This window comes from Sphingomonas pokkalii, from assembly GCF_003096275.1.
GTDB classification, from domain to species: Bacteria; Pseudomonadota; Alphaproteobacteria; order Sphingomonadales; family Sphingomonadaceae; genus Sphingomonas; species Sphingomonas pokkalii.
The window spans coordinates 158,402-170,828 of sequence record NZ_QENQ01000001.1 but is presented as its reverse complement, the minus strand read 5'-3'; the positions used below and the strand labels follow the sequence as shown (position 1 = coordinate 170,828).

Annotated in this window: 11 protein-coding genes and 1 tRNA gene; 9 read left to right on the top strand and 3 right to left on the bottom strand. The window is 69.4% G+C overall.

Annotated elements, in window-relative coordinates; all coding sequences use genetic code 11:
- Positions 1–2 precede the first annotated feature (2 nt).
- From DD559_RS00805 to DD559_RS00795, 3 genes are all read left to right on the top strand, one after another.
- A complete protein-coding gene (locus tag DD559_RS00805) occupies positions 3–2,090 on the top strand; it encodes a M3 family metallopeptidase (RefSeq protein WP_116467520.1) in 2,088 nt (695 codons plus the stop codon).
- A gap of 206 nt (positions 2,091–2,296) precedes the next feature.
- Positions 2,297–2,494, top strand: a complete 198-nt coding sequence (locus tag DD559_RS00800; RefSeq protein ID WP_116467519.1) for a DUF1289 domain-containing protein — start codon at positions 2,297–2,299, stop codon at positions 2,492–2,494.
- Complete coding sequence (locus DD559_RS00795; RefSeq protein ID WP_116467518.1) at positions 2,491–3,285, top strand: HoxN/HupN/NixA family nickel/cobalt transporter; 795 nt, start codon at positions 2,491–2,493, stop codon at positions 3,283–3,285. Before DD559_RS00800 ends, DD559_RS00795 begins: the two co-directional genes overlap by 4 nt.
- A gap of 203 nt (positions 3,286–3,488) precedes the next feature.
- Here the strand turns inward: DD559_RS00795 and DD559_RS00790 are convergent, their stop codons facing one another.
- Positions 3,489–7,079: a hydantoinase B/oxoprolinase family protein gene (locus DD559_RS00790; RefSeq protein WP_368389673.1), complete on the bottom strand. Its 3,591-nt coding sequence runs from the start codon at positions 7,077–7,079 to the stop codon at positions 3,489–3,491.
- 90 nt (positions 7,080–7,169) lie between these two features.
- Between DD559_RS00790 and DD559_RS00785 the strand changes: the two genes are divergently transcribed.
- The 5 genes from DD559_RS00785 (at position 7,170) to DD559_RS19715 (ending at position 10,670) form a co-directional block, all read left to right on the top strand.
- A complete protein-coding gene (locus DD559_RS00785; RefSeq protein WP_116467517.1) occupies positions 7,170–7,685 on the top strand; it encodes a winged helix DNA-binding protein in 516 nt (171 codons plus the stop codon).
- Between the two features lie 8 nt (positions 7,686–7,693).
- Complete coding sequence (locus tag DD559_RS00780; protein WP_116467516.1) at positions 7,694–8,353, top strand: DUF969 domain-containing protein; 660 nt, start codon at positions 7,694–7,696, stop codon at positions 8,351–8,353.
- The gene (locus DD559_RS00775; RefSeq protein WP_116467515.1) at positions 8,350–9,312 is read left to right on the top strand and encodes a 5-oxoproline transporter, DUF979 family subunit; all 963 of its coding nucleotides are present in this window, start codon (positions 8,350–8,352) and stop codon (positions 9,310–9,312) included. The genes DD559_RS00780 and DD559_RS00775 overlap by 4 nt, the downstream gene beginning before the upstream one ends.
- Positions 9,309–10,310, top strand: coding sequence for a DUF2891 domain-containing protein (locus tag DD559_RS00770; RefSeq protein WP_116467514.1), 1,002 nt, complete (start codon positions 9,309–9,311; stop codon positions 10,308–10,310). The genes DD559_RS00775 and DD559_RS00770 overlap by 4 nt, the downstream gene beginning before the upstream one ends.
- A gap of 126 nt (positions 10,311–10,436) precedes the next feature.
- On the top strand, positions 10,437–10,670 hold the full coding sequence (locus DD559_RS19715; protein WP_116467513.1) for a hypothetical protein: 234 nt from the start codon (positions 10,437–10,439) through the stop codon (positions 10,668–10,670).
- Positions 10,671–10,757: 87 nt separating this feature from the next.
- On the opposite strand, the gene DD559_RS00760 is transcribed toward DD559_RS19715, so the two are convergent.
- Positions 10,758–10,848, bottom strand: a tRNA-Ser gene (locus DD559_RS00760).
- A 79-nt stretch (positions 10,849–10,927) separates the two neighbouring features.
- Between DD559_RS00760 and DD559_RS00755 the strand changes: the two genes are divergently transcribed.
- Positions 10,928–11,815, top strand: coding sequence for a peptidylprolyl isomerase (locus DD559_RS00755; RefSeq protein WP_116467512.1), 888 nt, complete (start codon positions 10,928–10,930; stop codon positions 11,813–11,815).
- Positions 11,816–11,830: 15 nt separating this feature from the next.
- Here DD559_RS00755 and DD559_RS00750 read toward each other — a convergent pair whose 3' ends face one another.
- Positions 11,831–12,427, bottom strand: coding sequence for an ABC-type transport auxiliary lipoprotein family protein (locus tag DD559_RS00750; protein WP_116467511.1), 597 nt, complete (start codon positions 12,425–12,427; stop codon positions 11,831–11,833).

The following is a 12,427-nucleotide window of genomic DNA, read 5'->3' as shown; positions in this document are numbered from 1 at the left end:
CCATGCTGGCTTCCTCGCTTCCCGATCCCGCCGCCGTGCAAGCGCCTCGCGCGGATTCAAACCAGACCGCCAATCCATTGCTCGCGCGTTGGACCACGCCAGACGGCGTGCCGCCCTATGATCGGATACGCCCGGAACATTATGCGCCGGCGTTCGACGCTGCGCTCACCGAGGCCAGCGTCGATTATCGCCGCATCGCCGACAATCCCGCAGCGCCCAGCTTTGCCAACACGATCGAGGCGATGGAGGGGGCCGCCCGGCCGCTCGGCCGGATCGCCGGCACCTTTTTCAACGTCGCCTCGGCCGACGCGAGCGATGCGATCCAGCGTATCGAGGAGCAGGTGACGCCCAAGCTGACGCGGCTGACCAACGAAACGATGCTGGACCCGGCGCTGTTCGGGCGTGTCGATGCGCTGTGGAAAGGGCGCGCGCTTTTGCAGCTATCGCCGGAACAGGCCCGGTTGTTGGAGGAAACCCATCGCCGGTTCGTCCGCGCCGGCGCGGCACTCGATCCGGCGCAGCGCGCCCGTGTCGCCGCGATCAACGAGGAACTCGCCACACTCGGCGTCGATTTCGGGCAGAAGCTGCTCGCCGATCAGAAGGCCGGCAGCGTGTTGCTGCACGCCGACGAGGTTGCGGGTCTGCCCGAGGATCAGCGCAGCGCTGCGGCCACCGCCGCGCAAGGCGCCGGCCATGCGGGCAGCTATCTGTTCCCCGCGACCCGCTCCGCTGCCGAGCCGTTCCTCACCGCCGCGCCGAACCGCGCGGCGCGCGAAAAGATCTGGCGCGCATTCGTGATGCGTGGTGACAACGGCAATGCCAATGATACCAATGCGATCATCGCCCGGATGGTCGCGCTTCGCATCGAACGGGCCAGGCTGTTGGGTGCCGAAAGCCATGCCGCCTTCGTGCTGCGGGACCAGATGGCCAAGACGCCCGCCGCCGCGACCGAATTGCTGATGCGGGTCTATCGTCCAGCGCTGGCCCGCGCGAAGGAAGAACTGCGCGACATTGCCGCACACGCCGCCAGAGACGGCATTGCCAAGGTGGAGCCCTGGGACTGGCGCTATTATGCCGAGCAGGTGCGCAAGGAACGTTTCGCGCTCGATGAGGGCGCGGTGAAACAATATCTGCTGCTCGACAACATGGTCGCAGCGCTGTTCGATACGACCAACAAGCTGTATGGCATCACCGCGCACGAGCGGAAGGACGTGCCCGTCTATGCCGAGGGCGTGCGGGTGTGGGAATTGTGCGAGGCGGACGGGCGCAAGATCGGTCTGTTCTATGCCGACTGGTTTGCACGACCGACCAAGCGGCCCGGCGCGTGGATGAACAGCCTGCGCGACCAGAACGACCTGTTCGGCGAGCATCCGATCGTCGTGAACAACCAGAATATCGTGCCGCCGGCGCCCGGCCAGCCTGCGCTGATCTCGCTCGACGAGGCGCGGACCCTGTTCCACGAATTCGGCCACGGTTTGCACGGCCTGCTGAGCAAGGTGCGCTATCCCAGCCTTTCCGGTACCGCGGTGTCGCGCGATTTCGTCGAATTCCCGAGCCAGGTCTATGAACATTGGGTCATCGAGCCCGAGACGCTGCGCAAATATGCCCGCAACGCGGCCGGCGAGCCGATGCCGGAGGCGATGCTGCTGGCGCTGCAGGAATCGCGGACTTTCAACCAGGGCTATCTGACCGTCCAGCAGCTGTCCTCCGCGATTCTGGACATGCGGTTGCATTCGCTGACGGGCATTCCCGCCGATTTCGATGCCCGCGCGTGGGAAGCGGCGGAACTGAAGGCGCTCGACGTGCCGGAGGAAGTGGGGATGCGTCACCGCCTTGCCCAGTTCAGCCACATCTTCGACGGTGGTTATTCGGCCGGCTATTACGCCTATACCTGGGCGGAAGTGATGGACGCAGATGGCTTCCAGGCCTTCAAGGAGGCAGGCAACATCTACGATCCGGTACTGGCGGCGAAGCTGCGCCATGAGGTGCTGGAACGCGGCAACACCCGCGATCCGGCGAAGAGCTATGCGGCGTTCCGCGGGCGCATGCCCACTGCCGACGCGCTGCTCCACAATCGCGGACTGGACTGACCCGGCCGCACCAAGCGTATTCCGGGCATCGCTCTCTTCGCGACGTGCTTGTTGTACAACGCGTGCGAATTTGCCATGGCGACTCTCATGATACATTATATCATCAGAGTCGCCATGGCCCTCTTCCGAACTTCCAGGGCCCTCCACGCATCGCGCGGCGGCGGCAGACATGAGGGGATGGGCGTGCGAGTCACGGGGGCCTCGTCGTGAAAACCCCCTGCATCAGCGTCTGCCGGTTTGACGGGCGTACCGGATGGTGCGTCGCGTGCGGGCGCACCCTGCCGGAATGCCGCGAATGGAAGAAGGCGCCGCGCCCGCGGCGCCTCGCGATCAGCAAGGCATTGCCGGCGCGGCTCGCGAAGCTCGATGCGCGGGGCGTTCGGGTGATCGAGGCGGAAGCATGATGGCACTTTCCGCCCTTTGGCTGATGTTTCTGCTCGGGCTGCGCCACGGGCTCGACCCCGATCATGTCGCCGTGATCGACAATATCGTGTTCCGCGCCGCCGAGGTTCGTCCCCGGCTCGCTCTATGGGTCGGCACCTTGTTCGCGTTCGGTCACAGTCTGTCGGTCGCGGTCGTCGCCATCGGCGTGTCGCTGGCGGCGGATGCCTTCGCGCTGCCTGCCTGGACCGCGCCTCTGATCGATGTCGCCGTCATCTTCCTTTTGCTGGTCGTCGGCACGCTCAATCTGCACGCGTTGCTGACGCAGGCACGCTATACGCCGGTGGGATGGCGGAGCGGGCTGGTGCCGAAGCGGCTGCGCAACAGCACGCATCCGCTGGCCGTGGTCGCGATCGGTGCGATCTTCGGGCTGGTATTCGACACCGCCACCCAAGCGGCCGCCTGGGGTGCCGCAGCGACCGCCGAGGGCGGCACGATGGCGGCGCTGGTGATCGCGGCGACTTTCGCCATCGGCATGATGCTGGCGGATACGCTGGACAGCCAGATCGTCGGGCGGCTGCTTCGCACCGGCGGCCGCTCGACCGCAACCGTGCGCCGCTATCGCCGCGCGGTCGGCTGGCTGGTGGTGGCGTTGAGCTTCGGTACCGCGGGCTATGCGATGGCCGCGCTGGCTGGGCTGGAGATTCCGCTGTCCGATGCGGCATGCACGGCTATCGGTGGCGCCTCCGCAGCAACGATCATCCTGCTCCTGCTCGCCAGCCGCTGCCGCGCAGGATCAGGCAAGCGCGCCTGAGCGCCGCCGCCACCATTTCGAAGGGGGATTCAGCATCACGATGAAGCGATGGGCGGTCTTGCCTGTACCCCGGTGGTCGTGCGCTATCTGGCCGATGGACGCGCCGCGCGCATCGATGCCGAAGCCCGGCGGATCGTGCTGCTGCCGCTGGCCGCTCGTGTAGAGGCGGCCAGACGACCGGGCGCTTACAGGCCAATATCATGTCATCGGCCGCTAGCGCCAAAGCCGCCCCCGCCGGGGGTTTCGATGACAATCCGGTCCCCGCTACCCAGCTCGACGCGCGCGGTGCCGCCGATCGGCTCGATGCGGCCGTCCGCGCGTTCGATCCGCTGGTTGCCAGGCTGACCCGGGCTCCCACCGGCAAGCCCGAACGGTGCCACCGTCCGACGCGAGGCGACCAGCGTCACCGTCATCGGCTCCAGCATCGTCACCGCGCGCACTGCGCCGTCGCCGCCCGGCCATTGCCCCGCCCCGCCCGATCCGCGCCGGATCGCGAACCGGTCGAGCCGCACCGGGTACCGCAGCTCCAGGACCTCGGGATCGGTGATCCGGGTATTGGTCATATGGGTGTGCACCGCCGAGGCGCCGGCGAAGCCCGGCCCCGCTCCCGCCCCGCCGCAGATCGTCTCGTAATATTGATGATGGTCGTTGCCGAACAGGAAGTTGTTCATCGTCCCCTGCGAGGCCGCCGCCGCCCCCAGCGCGCCGAGCAGCGCGTTGCACAGCGCCTGGCTGACCTCGGTATTGCCGGCCACCACCGCGCTGCCCGGCGGCGGCGCGAGGAAGGATCCTTCGGGGATGACGATGCGCAAGGGGGCGAGACAGCCTTCGTTGAGCGGGATCGCCTGCCCCGCCAGGCAGCGAAAGGCATAGAGCACCACCGCGCGCGTGACCGAGGGCGGTGCGTTGAAATTGCCCGCGCTCGCCGGGCCGGTGCCGGTGAAGTCGATCACCGCGGTGCGCGTGCCCGAATCGATCGTCACCGCCACCTTGAGCGGCGCCCCGCTGTCGAGCCGGTCCTCGAACGCGCCGTCGCGCAGGCCCGCGACCACCCGGCGGATGCTCTCCTCGGCATTGGCCATGACATGGCCCATATAGGCGCGGACCATCGGCCAGCCGCGCGCGGCGACCAGCGCCTGCAGCTCGGCCACGCCGCTGGCATTGGCGGCAAGCTGCGCCTTGATGTCGGCGACGTTGACGTCGGGGTTGCGCGCCGGCCATTCGGCCTCGGTCAGCAGCCGGCGGAAGGCAGCTTCCTGGAACACGCCGCCGTCGACGAGCAGGAAATCGTCGATCACCACGCCTTCTTCGGCGAGCCGCGCCGATTCGGGCGGCGTCGATCCCGGCGTGAGCCCGCCGATATCGGCATGATGCCCACGATTGGCGACGAAGAAGCGGAGCGCGCCGCCATCGAATACCGGGGTGATCACGGTCACGTCGGGCAGATGCGTGCCGCCATGGAAGGGATCGTTGAGCGCGATCGCATCGCCCGGCTTCAGCGTCGCACCGCGCCGCGCCAGCACCGTGCGCACGCTGTCGCTCATCGCGCCGAGATGCACGGGGACGTGCGGCGCATTCGCCACCAGCCGCCCCTCGGCATCGAACAGCGCGCAGGAGAAATCGAGCCGCTCCTTCATGTTGACGCTGCTGGAGGTGTTGCGCAGCACCACCCCCATCCGCTCGGCAATGCCCATGAACTGGGTGTTGAACAGCTCCAGCTGGACCGGATCGGCGATCGCCGGATCGGCCTCGATTCGCGCACCGGCGCCGTCATGGTCCAGCACCAGCTCGCCGCCGTCGCGCACGCCGAGCACCCAGCCGGGTTCCACCATCGTCGTCGCGGTCGCCTCGCGGATCAGCACCGGCCCTTCCAGCCGGTCGCCGGGGCGCAGCGTCGCGCGGTCGCGCACCGGCACGTTATGCTCGGCGCCGCCGGTCCATACCGGCACCACCGCCAGCGGCGCAGGCAGCGGCCCGTCGCGCGGCGGCAGCGGCGGCGGCGCGGCGGGTTCGCCGGGCAGCACCGCCTCGACCATCAGGCTCTCGATCACGATCGCGCGACCGGGGCTGGCAAAGCCGAACCGCGCCTGATGCGCGGTTTCGAACGCCGCCCGCATCGCCGCCGCCGTATCGAGCGGTACGCCGAGTGCCGTGTCGGTGCCGGCATAGCGCAGATGCGCGGTGGCGGTGCGACACACCGCGCCGCCGCCGCCGAGATCGTCGGCGGCCTCGTCGCCCAGCGCCGCCGCGAGCGCGTCGAGATCCGCGACGACGGCCTCGGCGAGGACCTGCTCGACCGAGCGCTGGCGCAGCGCCGCGCGGTCCGCCAGCCCCATGCCATAGGCGGAAAGCACCCCCGCCAGCGGATGGATCAGCACCTGGCGCATGCCGAGCAGCTCGGCGACGCGGCAGGCATGCTGCCCGCCCGCCCCGCCGAAACATTGCAGCACGAAGCCGGTGACGTCCTCGCCGCGTTCCAGGGCGACGCGCTTGATCGCCGCCGCCATATGGGCGACCGCGATCGAAAGATAGCCTTCCGCCACCGCGCGCGGGTCCTGCGGCGTGCCGGTTGCCGCCGCGATGCGCGCCGCCAGCGCGGCAAAGCCCGCTGCCACCGCGTCCCGGTCGAGCGGCTGGTCGCCGGTGGGGCCGAACACGGCGGGAAAATGCTCGGGCCGGATCTTGCCGACCAGCACGTTCGCGTCGGTCACCGTCAGCGGCCCGCCGCGGCGATAGGCGGCGGGGCCGGGGTTCGCGCCGGCGCTGTCCGGCCCCACCCGATAGCGCGCACCGTCGAAGTGCAGGATCGATCCGCCGCCGGCGGCGACCGTCTCGATCGCCATCATCGGCACGCGCATCTCCACCCCGGCCACCTCCGCATCGAACACGCGCTCGAAGCGGCCGGCATAAAGCGCCACGTCGGTGGAGGTGCCGCCCATGTCGAAGCCGATCACCCGGTCGAACCCCGCGCGCGCGGCGGTCCGCGCCGCGGCGACCACGCCCCCGGCCGGGCCGGAAAGGATGGCGTCCTTGCCCTGGAAATGCGCGGCATCGGCCAGCCCGCCATTGGACTGCATGAAATGGAGCGGCGTGCTGCCCAGCGCGCCCGCCACCCGATCGACATAGCGGCGCAGCACCGGCGACAGATAGGCGTCGACCACGCTGGTCCGCCCGCGCGCGACCAGCCCGATCAGCGGGCTGACTGCATGGCTGGCGGAGACCTGCGCGAACCCCGCCGCGCGGGCGAGCTCGGCCACCCGCGCCTCGATCGCCGGATAGGCCCAGGCATGGGTGAGCGCGATCGCCACCGCCGCATGGCCCGCCGCCCGCGCCGCGCGGAGATCGGCCAGCACCGCCGCCGCGTCGAGCGGCACGACGGTACGGCCGTCGCGATCGATCCGCCCGCCGATCTCCAGCACGCCGTCATGGAGCGGCAGCGCCGGCCGAATCGCCAGATCGAACAGCGCCGGCCGCGCCTGGTTGCCGATCGCCAGCAGGTCGGCAAAGCCGCGATCGACCACCAGCAGCGTCCGCGCGCCCTTGCGTTCGAGCAGCGCATTGGTGGCGACGGTGGTGCCCATCTTCACTTCGTCGATCGCGCCCATGGGCCAGGGATCGTCCGCCCCGAGCCCGAGGATCTGGCGGATCCCGGCGATCGCCGCATCGGCATAAAGTTCAGGATTCTCGCTGAGCAGCTTGGCGGTGGAAAGGGTGCCGTCGGGCGCGCGCGCGACGATGTCGGTAAAGGTGCCGCCACGATCGATCCAGAACCGCCACCCGCCCATGCCGCGCATCCCCACTTACAATTTATCGACGAATCGCAGCATAAATGTTGACAGTTCGCTTGCATAGCGCAACCTTGCGACTGCAAGCGGGAGGGACGCATGGCAGGTCAGCAAGGGGCAAAAGCGATCGTCTCGTCGGCGCATCTTGCCGATGGCGCCGCGCCGGCCTTGTCGGAGCTGGAGTTCAGCCTCACCCTCGCCGCCACCGCCTATCATCGCTGGATCGCGCGCTGCGCCGCCGCCGCCGGCATCGCGCTGGCCCCGCTTGAGGTGCTGATCCTCCATACCGTCCGTCACCGCGACCGGCCCAAGCGGCTCGCCGACATCGCGCTGGTGCTCGACATCGAGGACACGCACCTCGTCACCTATGCGATCCGCAAGCTCGAAAAGGCCGGGCTGGTGTCGACGCGCCGGGCGGGCAAGGAAAAGCTGATCGGCGCGACACCGGCGGGCGTGGCATTCTGCGCCGCCTATCGCGCGATCCGCGAGACGGTGCTCGCCGAGCCGATCGCCGGCGACGGCCCGGACGCGGCGGCGCTGGCCCAGGCCGCCGGGCTGCTCCGCCGCCTCTCCGGCCAGTATAACCAGGCGGCCCGCGCCGCCGCCACGCTGTAGGGGCGGCGATGCTGGTCCTGTCGGGCGTCGTCATCATCGTCCTGGGCTTCGCGCTGCGCGTCCATCCGCTGCTGGTGGTCACCGCCGCGGCGTTCGCCAGCGCGGCGGCGGCCGGCCATGGCCCGCTCGCGGTGATCGCGCTGATCGGCAAGGCCTTTGTCGATGCGCGCTTCCTCGCCGTCGCCTGGCTGGCGCTGCCGGCGATCGGGCTGCTGGAGCGTGCCGGGCTGCGCGAACAGGCGCGCGCGGTGGTGCAGCGGCTGCGGCGCGCGACGGCGGGGCGCGTGCTGCTCGGCTATTTCCTGCTGCGGCAGGCGGCGGCGGCGCTCGGCCTCACCGCGCTGGGCGGGCATGTGCCGATGGTCCGCCCGATCGTCGCGCCGATGGTCGAGGGCGCCGCCGAACGCGACGCCGACGCCCCGCTCGACGACGACACCCGCCAGCGCCTCCGCGCCCATGCCGCCGCGGTCGACAATATCGCGCTGTTCTTCGGTGAGGACGTGTTCATCGCGGTCGGCTCGATCCTGCTGATCCGCGCGATCCTGCAGCAGGAGGGCGTGACCGTCGCGCCGCTGGAAGTGGCGCTGTGGGCGATCCCCACCGCGCTTGCCGCGCTGCTGATCCATGGGGCGCGGCTGCTGCGACTGGATCGGACCCTCTCGCGATGATCGGGCTCGACGCGATCGGCATCGCCGCCGCCATGCTGCCCGCCGCGGTCGCGCTGCACCATGCCCGCGACACGGGGGCGCCCCGGCATTGGCGCAACGCCGCTTTCTGGGGCGCCTTTGCCGTGACGCTCGGCGCGGGGCCTTGGCTGCCCGATCTGGTCAATGGCGGCCTCGTCCTCGCGATGGTCGCGCTGGCGACGCTGGGCCTCCGGCCCGCCCCGGTCGCGACGAGCGACGAGGCGACCCGCGCCGCGTTTGCGCGGCGATGGGGCGCGCGGCTGTTCCTGCCGGCGCTGGCGCTGCCGATCGTCACGCTCGGCGGCACGCTGGCGCTGCCCGCGGGGCGGCTGGGGGGCCTCGCGCTGGTCGATCCCAAACAGGTGACGCTCGCTGCGCTCGTTGCCGGGGCGGCGATCGCGCTGGTCCTCGCGCTGCGCCTCACCCGCCCGCCGCGCGGCACCGCCGCCTGCGAGGCGCGGCGCCTGGTCGACGGGATCGGCTGGCCGATAGTCCTGCCGCAGATGCTGGCAGCGTTGGGCGGCATCTTCGCGCTGGCCGGCGTCGGCAAGGTGGTGGCGGGCGGCGTGCTCGGGCTGGTCGCGATCGACACGCCCCTGGTCGCGTCGCTGGTCTATGGCCTGGGCATGGCGCTGTTCACGATCGTGTTGGGCAATGCCTTCGCCGCATTCCCCATCCTAACCCTCGCCTTCGGCGTGCCGATCCTCATCCAACAGCTGCATGGCGATCCCGCCGCGGTGGCGGCGCTGGGCATGTTGTCGGGCTTTTGCGGCACGCTGCTCACACCGATGGCGGCCAATTTCAACATCGTGCCCGTCGCCGCGCTGGAACTGCGCGACCGGTTCGCGGTGATCCGCGTGCAGGCACCGACCGCGCTGCTGCTGCTCGTCTTCAACATCGCGGCGCTGACGCTGCTCGCCTTTCCGGGAGGCCCGAAATGACCCCTGATCTCGCCGCCCGCTTCGCCCGCATCGCGCTCGGCCATGTCGAGCGCGCCTATCCGCACAAGGCGGACCATGTGATGGGCGGCGATGCGGACGCCTATCTCCCGCAGGTCGTCCACCCGATCTTCTACGGCAGCTTCGACTGGCACAGCTGCGTCCATGGCTATTGGCTGCTCGCGCGCATCCGCCGGCTGTTCCCCGACCTTGCGGAAGTAGCCGCGATCGACGCGCTGTTCGCCCGCGCGTTCACGCCCGAGAAGGTAGAGGCGGAACGGGCCTATCTCGATCGCGCCAGCGCGCGCGGCTTCGAGCGACCCTATGGCTGGTCCTGGGCATTGATGCTGGCCGGCGAACTGATCGTCGCGGACAGTCCCCATGCCCTGACCGTCCAACCATTGGCGGATGCGTTCGTCGCGCGCTTCCAGGATTTCCTGCCCAAGCTGCACTATCCGGTGCGCGCGGGCTTCCACTCCAACACCGCCTTCGCGCTAGTGCTGGCGGAGCGCTATGCGCGGGTGGCGAACGACGGTGCATTCCGCACGCTGCTCCGCGATCGCGCGTGGCTATGGTTCTCGAACGATCGCAGCGCCCAGGCCTGGGAGCCGAGCGGCGAGGATTTCCTGTCCCCGACGCTGACCGAAGCGCTGGCGATGCAGGCGCTGCTGCCGGCAGAGCAGTTCGCGCCGTGGTTCTCCGCATTCCTGCCCGATCTCGCCGCCGGCCGGCCCGCCGCGCTGTTTACGCCGGCGCAGGTCAGCGACCGCAGCGACGGCAAGATCGCCCATCTCGACGGCCTCAACCTCAGCCGCGCTTGGGCCATGCGAAGCTTGGCACGTTCGGTCTCCGATTCAGTCGCAAGCGTATTGAACGCAGCCGCAGCGCAGCATCTCGCAACGGCCATCGACGAAGTGGCCGGGGACTATATGGGGGAGCATTGGCTCGCCAGCTTTGCGATGCTTGCGCTGACCGGTACCGACGGTACGCGAAGGCAATAGGTTCGACGATCAACGCATCCTGTTTCGACATCCGGCACCCGGCTGATCCGGCGAACCTGCTGCCCGGGCCGGCGCGGTCGCGGCATCGATCTGGACATCGCCGGGCAGGTGTTGCCCGGGTGGACGGTGCCCGGTTCGCCAACGCGCACCAGATATGCGCTGCTTTCGGCAAATGCCCCGCACGCGGTCGTCCCGCAGCAACCGCGCGACATGCACAGCCTCTATGCAACCTATCGCTTCAAGATTGCGGAGGGCGTCAGCGACGGCGTGGCGGGCTGCCTGTACGGACGATCGAGCTCGTTCGCCAATCTGCTGGGGCAACATGTCGTGCCGGCATCGCGTCAGGTCGTGTCGGACTGAGTGAAACGTAGCGAACCAAAACCGCTGATTTGTAAGGGTTTTCTGGCAATTTTTGAGCGACTTGGCGAGCCCCAAAAAGGGCGCAGGTGGCGGAGCGGGAGGGATTCGAACCCTCGATACGGTTTTGCCGTATACTCACTTTCCAGGCGAGCGCCTTCGACCACTCGGCCACCGCTCCGCAGGATACCTGGAAGGCGCGTGCCCTACCGTTCCTTCTCGCCCTAGGCAAGCGTCGGTTCGCATGCGAAGCTACATCCATGGTAAAATCCCTGCTCGCCCTCGTCGCTACCATCACGATCGCGCCGCTTTCCGCCCAGAATTCCCCGCAAACGGCGGCCCCCCTGCGGCCGAACGCGGCCGCAGCCGAACCGGCGGCGGAGGATTGGCGGGACATCCCCGCGGACGAGATTCTGCTGCTGCAGCTGAAGAGCGGTCGTCAGGTGGTGGTCCGGCTGGCTGCGCGGCTCGCACCGGCGCATGTGAACAACATCCGCAAGCTGGCGATGGCGCGCTGGTGGGACGGCGAAAGCGTCTATCGCGTGCAGGAGAACTGGGTCGCGCAATGGGGCGACCCGACCGAGAAGAAGCCGCTGCCGCCCGAAATCCTCGCTCGGCCGCCATCGGAGTTCGAGGTTGCGGGGGTCTCGCCCGCGCTGCGACTTTCGAAACCCGATTCCTACGCCAGCGCCACCGGCATCACCGCCGATGGCTGGCCAATCGCTACCGACGGCAAGGCGACGTGGCTCACCCATTGCTATGGCATGGTCGGCGTGGCGCGCGATCAACTGCCCGATACCGGCACCGGCGCCGAGCTGTTTACGCCGATCGGCCAGTCGGCGCGGCGGTTGGATCGCAACTATACCGTGGTGGGGCGAGTGATCGAAGGGATGCAACATCTTTCCGGTCTGCCGCGGAGCGACGCGCCGATGGGCGTCTATGCGGATGCGGCGGAGCGGACGGGAATCCTATGGGCACGACTCGCCAGCCAGTTGCCGCCGGACGAGCGCCCGCATTTCCAGTATCGCGCCACCGATAACGAACGCTACGCCGCAATGATCGCTCTGCGGGAACACCCGGCGCCGCCAACCGTGGCAACGGGCCTGAACGTCTGCGATCTGCCGGTAGCGGTGCGCCGCCGCCCCTGACGTGGGAGGGCAGGGCTATTTGCCGAGCCAGTCCGCGACCTCCGCGGCAACCTGGTTCGCGGCCTGATTGAGCGCCGGTCCGATGCTGGCGTTTTCGATCGCCTGCACCGGCACCCGCGCCTCGAAGCGGCGGCGTTCGAAGCCCTGCGCGCCTTCGCGACCGATCGCGGCGTCGAAGGTGACGACAGCCTCCATCCGGGCCGCATCGACGCCGAAAGCGCGCAGATCGCCGCCCAGGCTCGCGCTGGGCGTGGTGAGCGACTGCCGGCGGCTCAACACGATCCGCCCCGTTCGTGCGGCGATCGTATCCGCCAGAAGCCGGCCGAACAGGCTTGCCGGGCCTTCGACCCACTGGGCTTCCTTCACATAGGCGATCGTCGTGCCGTTCGGCCCCGAATGGACCGGGACACGCGTCGTCGCCAGCTCCTGCGGCGCGTTGATCGGTGCGATCGCGACGGCCTTCACGTCCGCGGACTGCTGTACCGCGCCGGCAGGCAGCGCGGCTGCGGGCTGCAGCGTCAGCAGGGAGGGCGGCGGCTTGGCACCGAACGAGATGCACGCCGACAGCGGCACGGCAGCAAGCAGCGCGGCGGCGATGGCAGGCTTCTTCAT

What these genes read in the sequence shown, in the direction of transcription:
- DD559_RS00805 (WP_116467520.1), top strand. Translation starts at nt 3, where the DNA reads ATGCTGGCTTCCTCGCTTCCCGATCCCGCCGCCGTGCAAGCGCCTCGC.
- DD559_RS00795 (WP_116467518.1), top strand. Translation starts at nt 2,491, where the DNA reads ATGATGGCACTTTCCGCCCTTTGGCTGATGTTTCTGCTCGGGCTGCGC.
- DD559_RS00790 (WP_368389673.1), bottom strand. Translation starts at nt 7,079, where the DNA reads ATGCGCGGCATGGGCGGGTGGCGGTTCTGGATCGATCGTGGCGGCACC.
- DD559_RS00785 (WP_116467517.1), top strand. Translation starts at nt 7,170, where the DNA reads ATGGCAGGTCAGCAAGGGGCAAAAGCGATCGTCTCGTCGGCGCATCTT.
- DD559_RS00780 (WP_116467516.1), top strand. Translation starts at nt 7,694, where the DNA reads ATGCTGGTCCTGTCGGGCGTCGTCATCATCGTCCTGGGCTTCGCGCTG.
- DD559_RS00775 (WP_116467515.1), top strand. Translation starts at nt 8,350, where the DNA reads ATGATCGGGCTCGACGCGATCGGCATCGCCGCCGCCATGCTGCCCGCC.
- DD559_RS00770 (WP_116467514.1), top strand. Translation starts at nt 9,309, where the DNA reads ATGACCCCTGATCTCGCCGCCCGCTTCGCCCGCATCGCGCTCGGCCAT.
- DD559_RS00755 (WP_116467512.1), top strand. Translation starts at nt 10,928, where the DNA reads ATGGTAAAATCCCTGCTCGCCCTCGTCGCTACCATCACGATCGCGCCG.
- DD559_RS00750 (WP_116467511.1), bottom strand. Translation starts at nt 12,427, where the DNA reads ATGAAGAAGCCTGCCATCGCCGCCGCGCTGCTTGCTGCCGTGCCGCTG.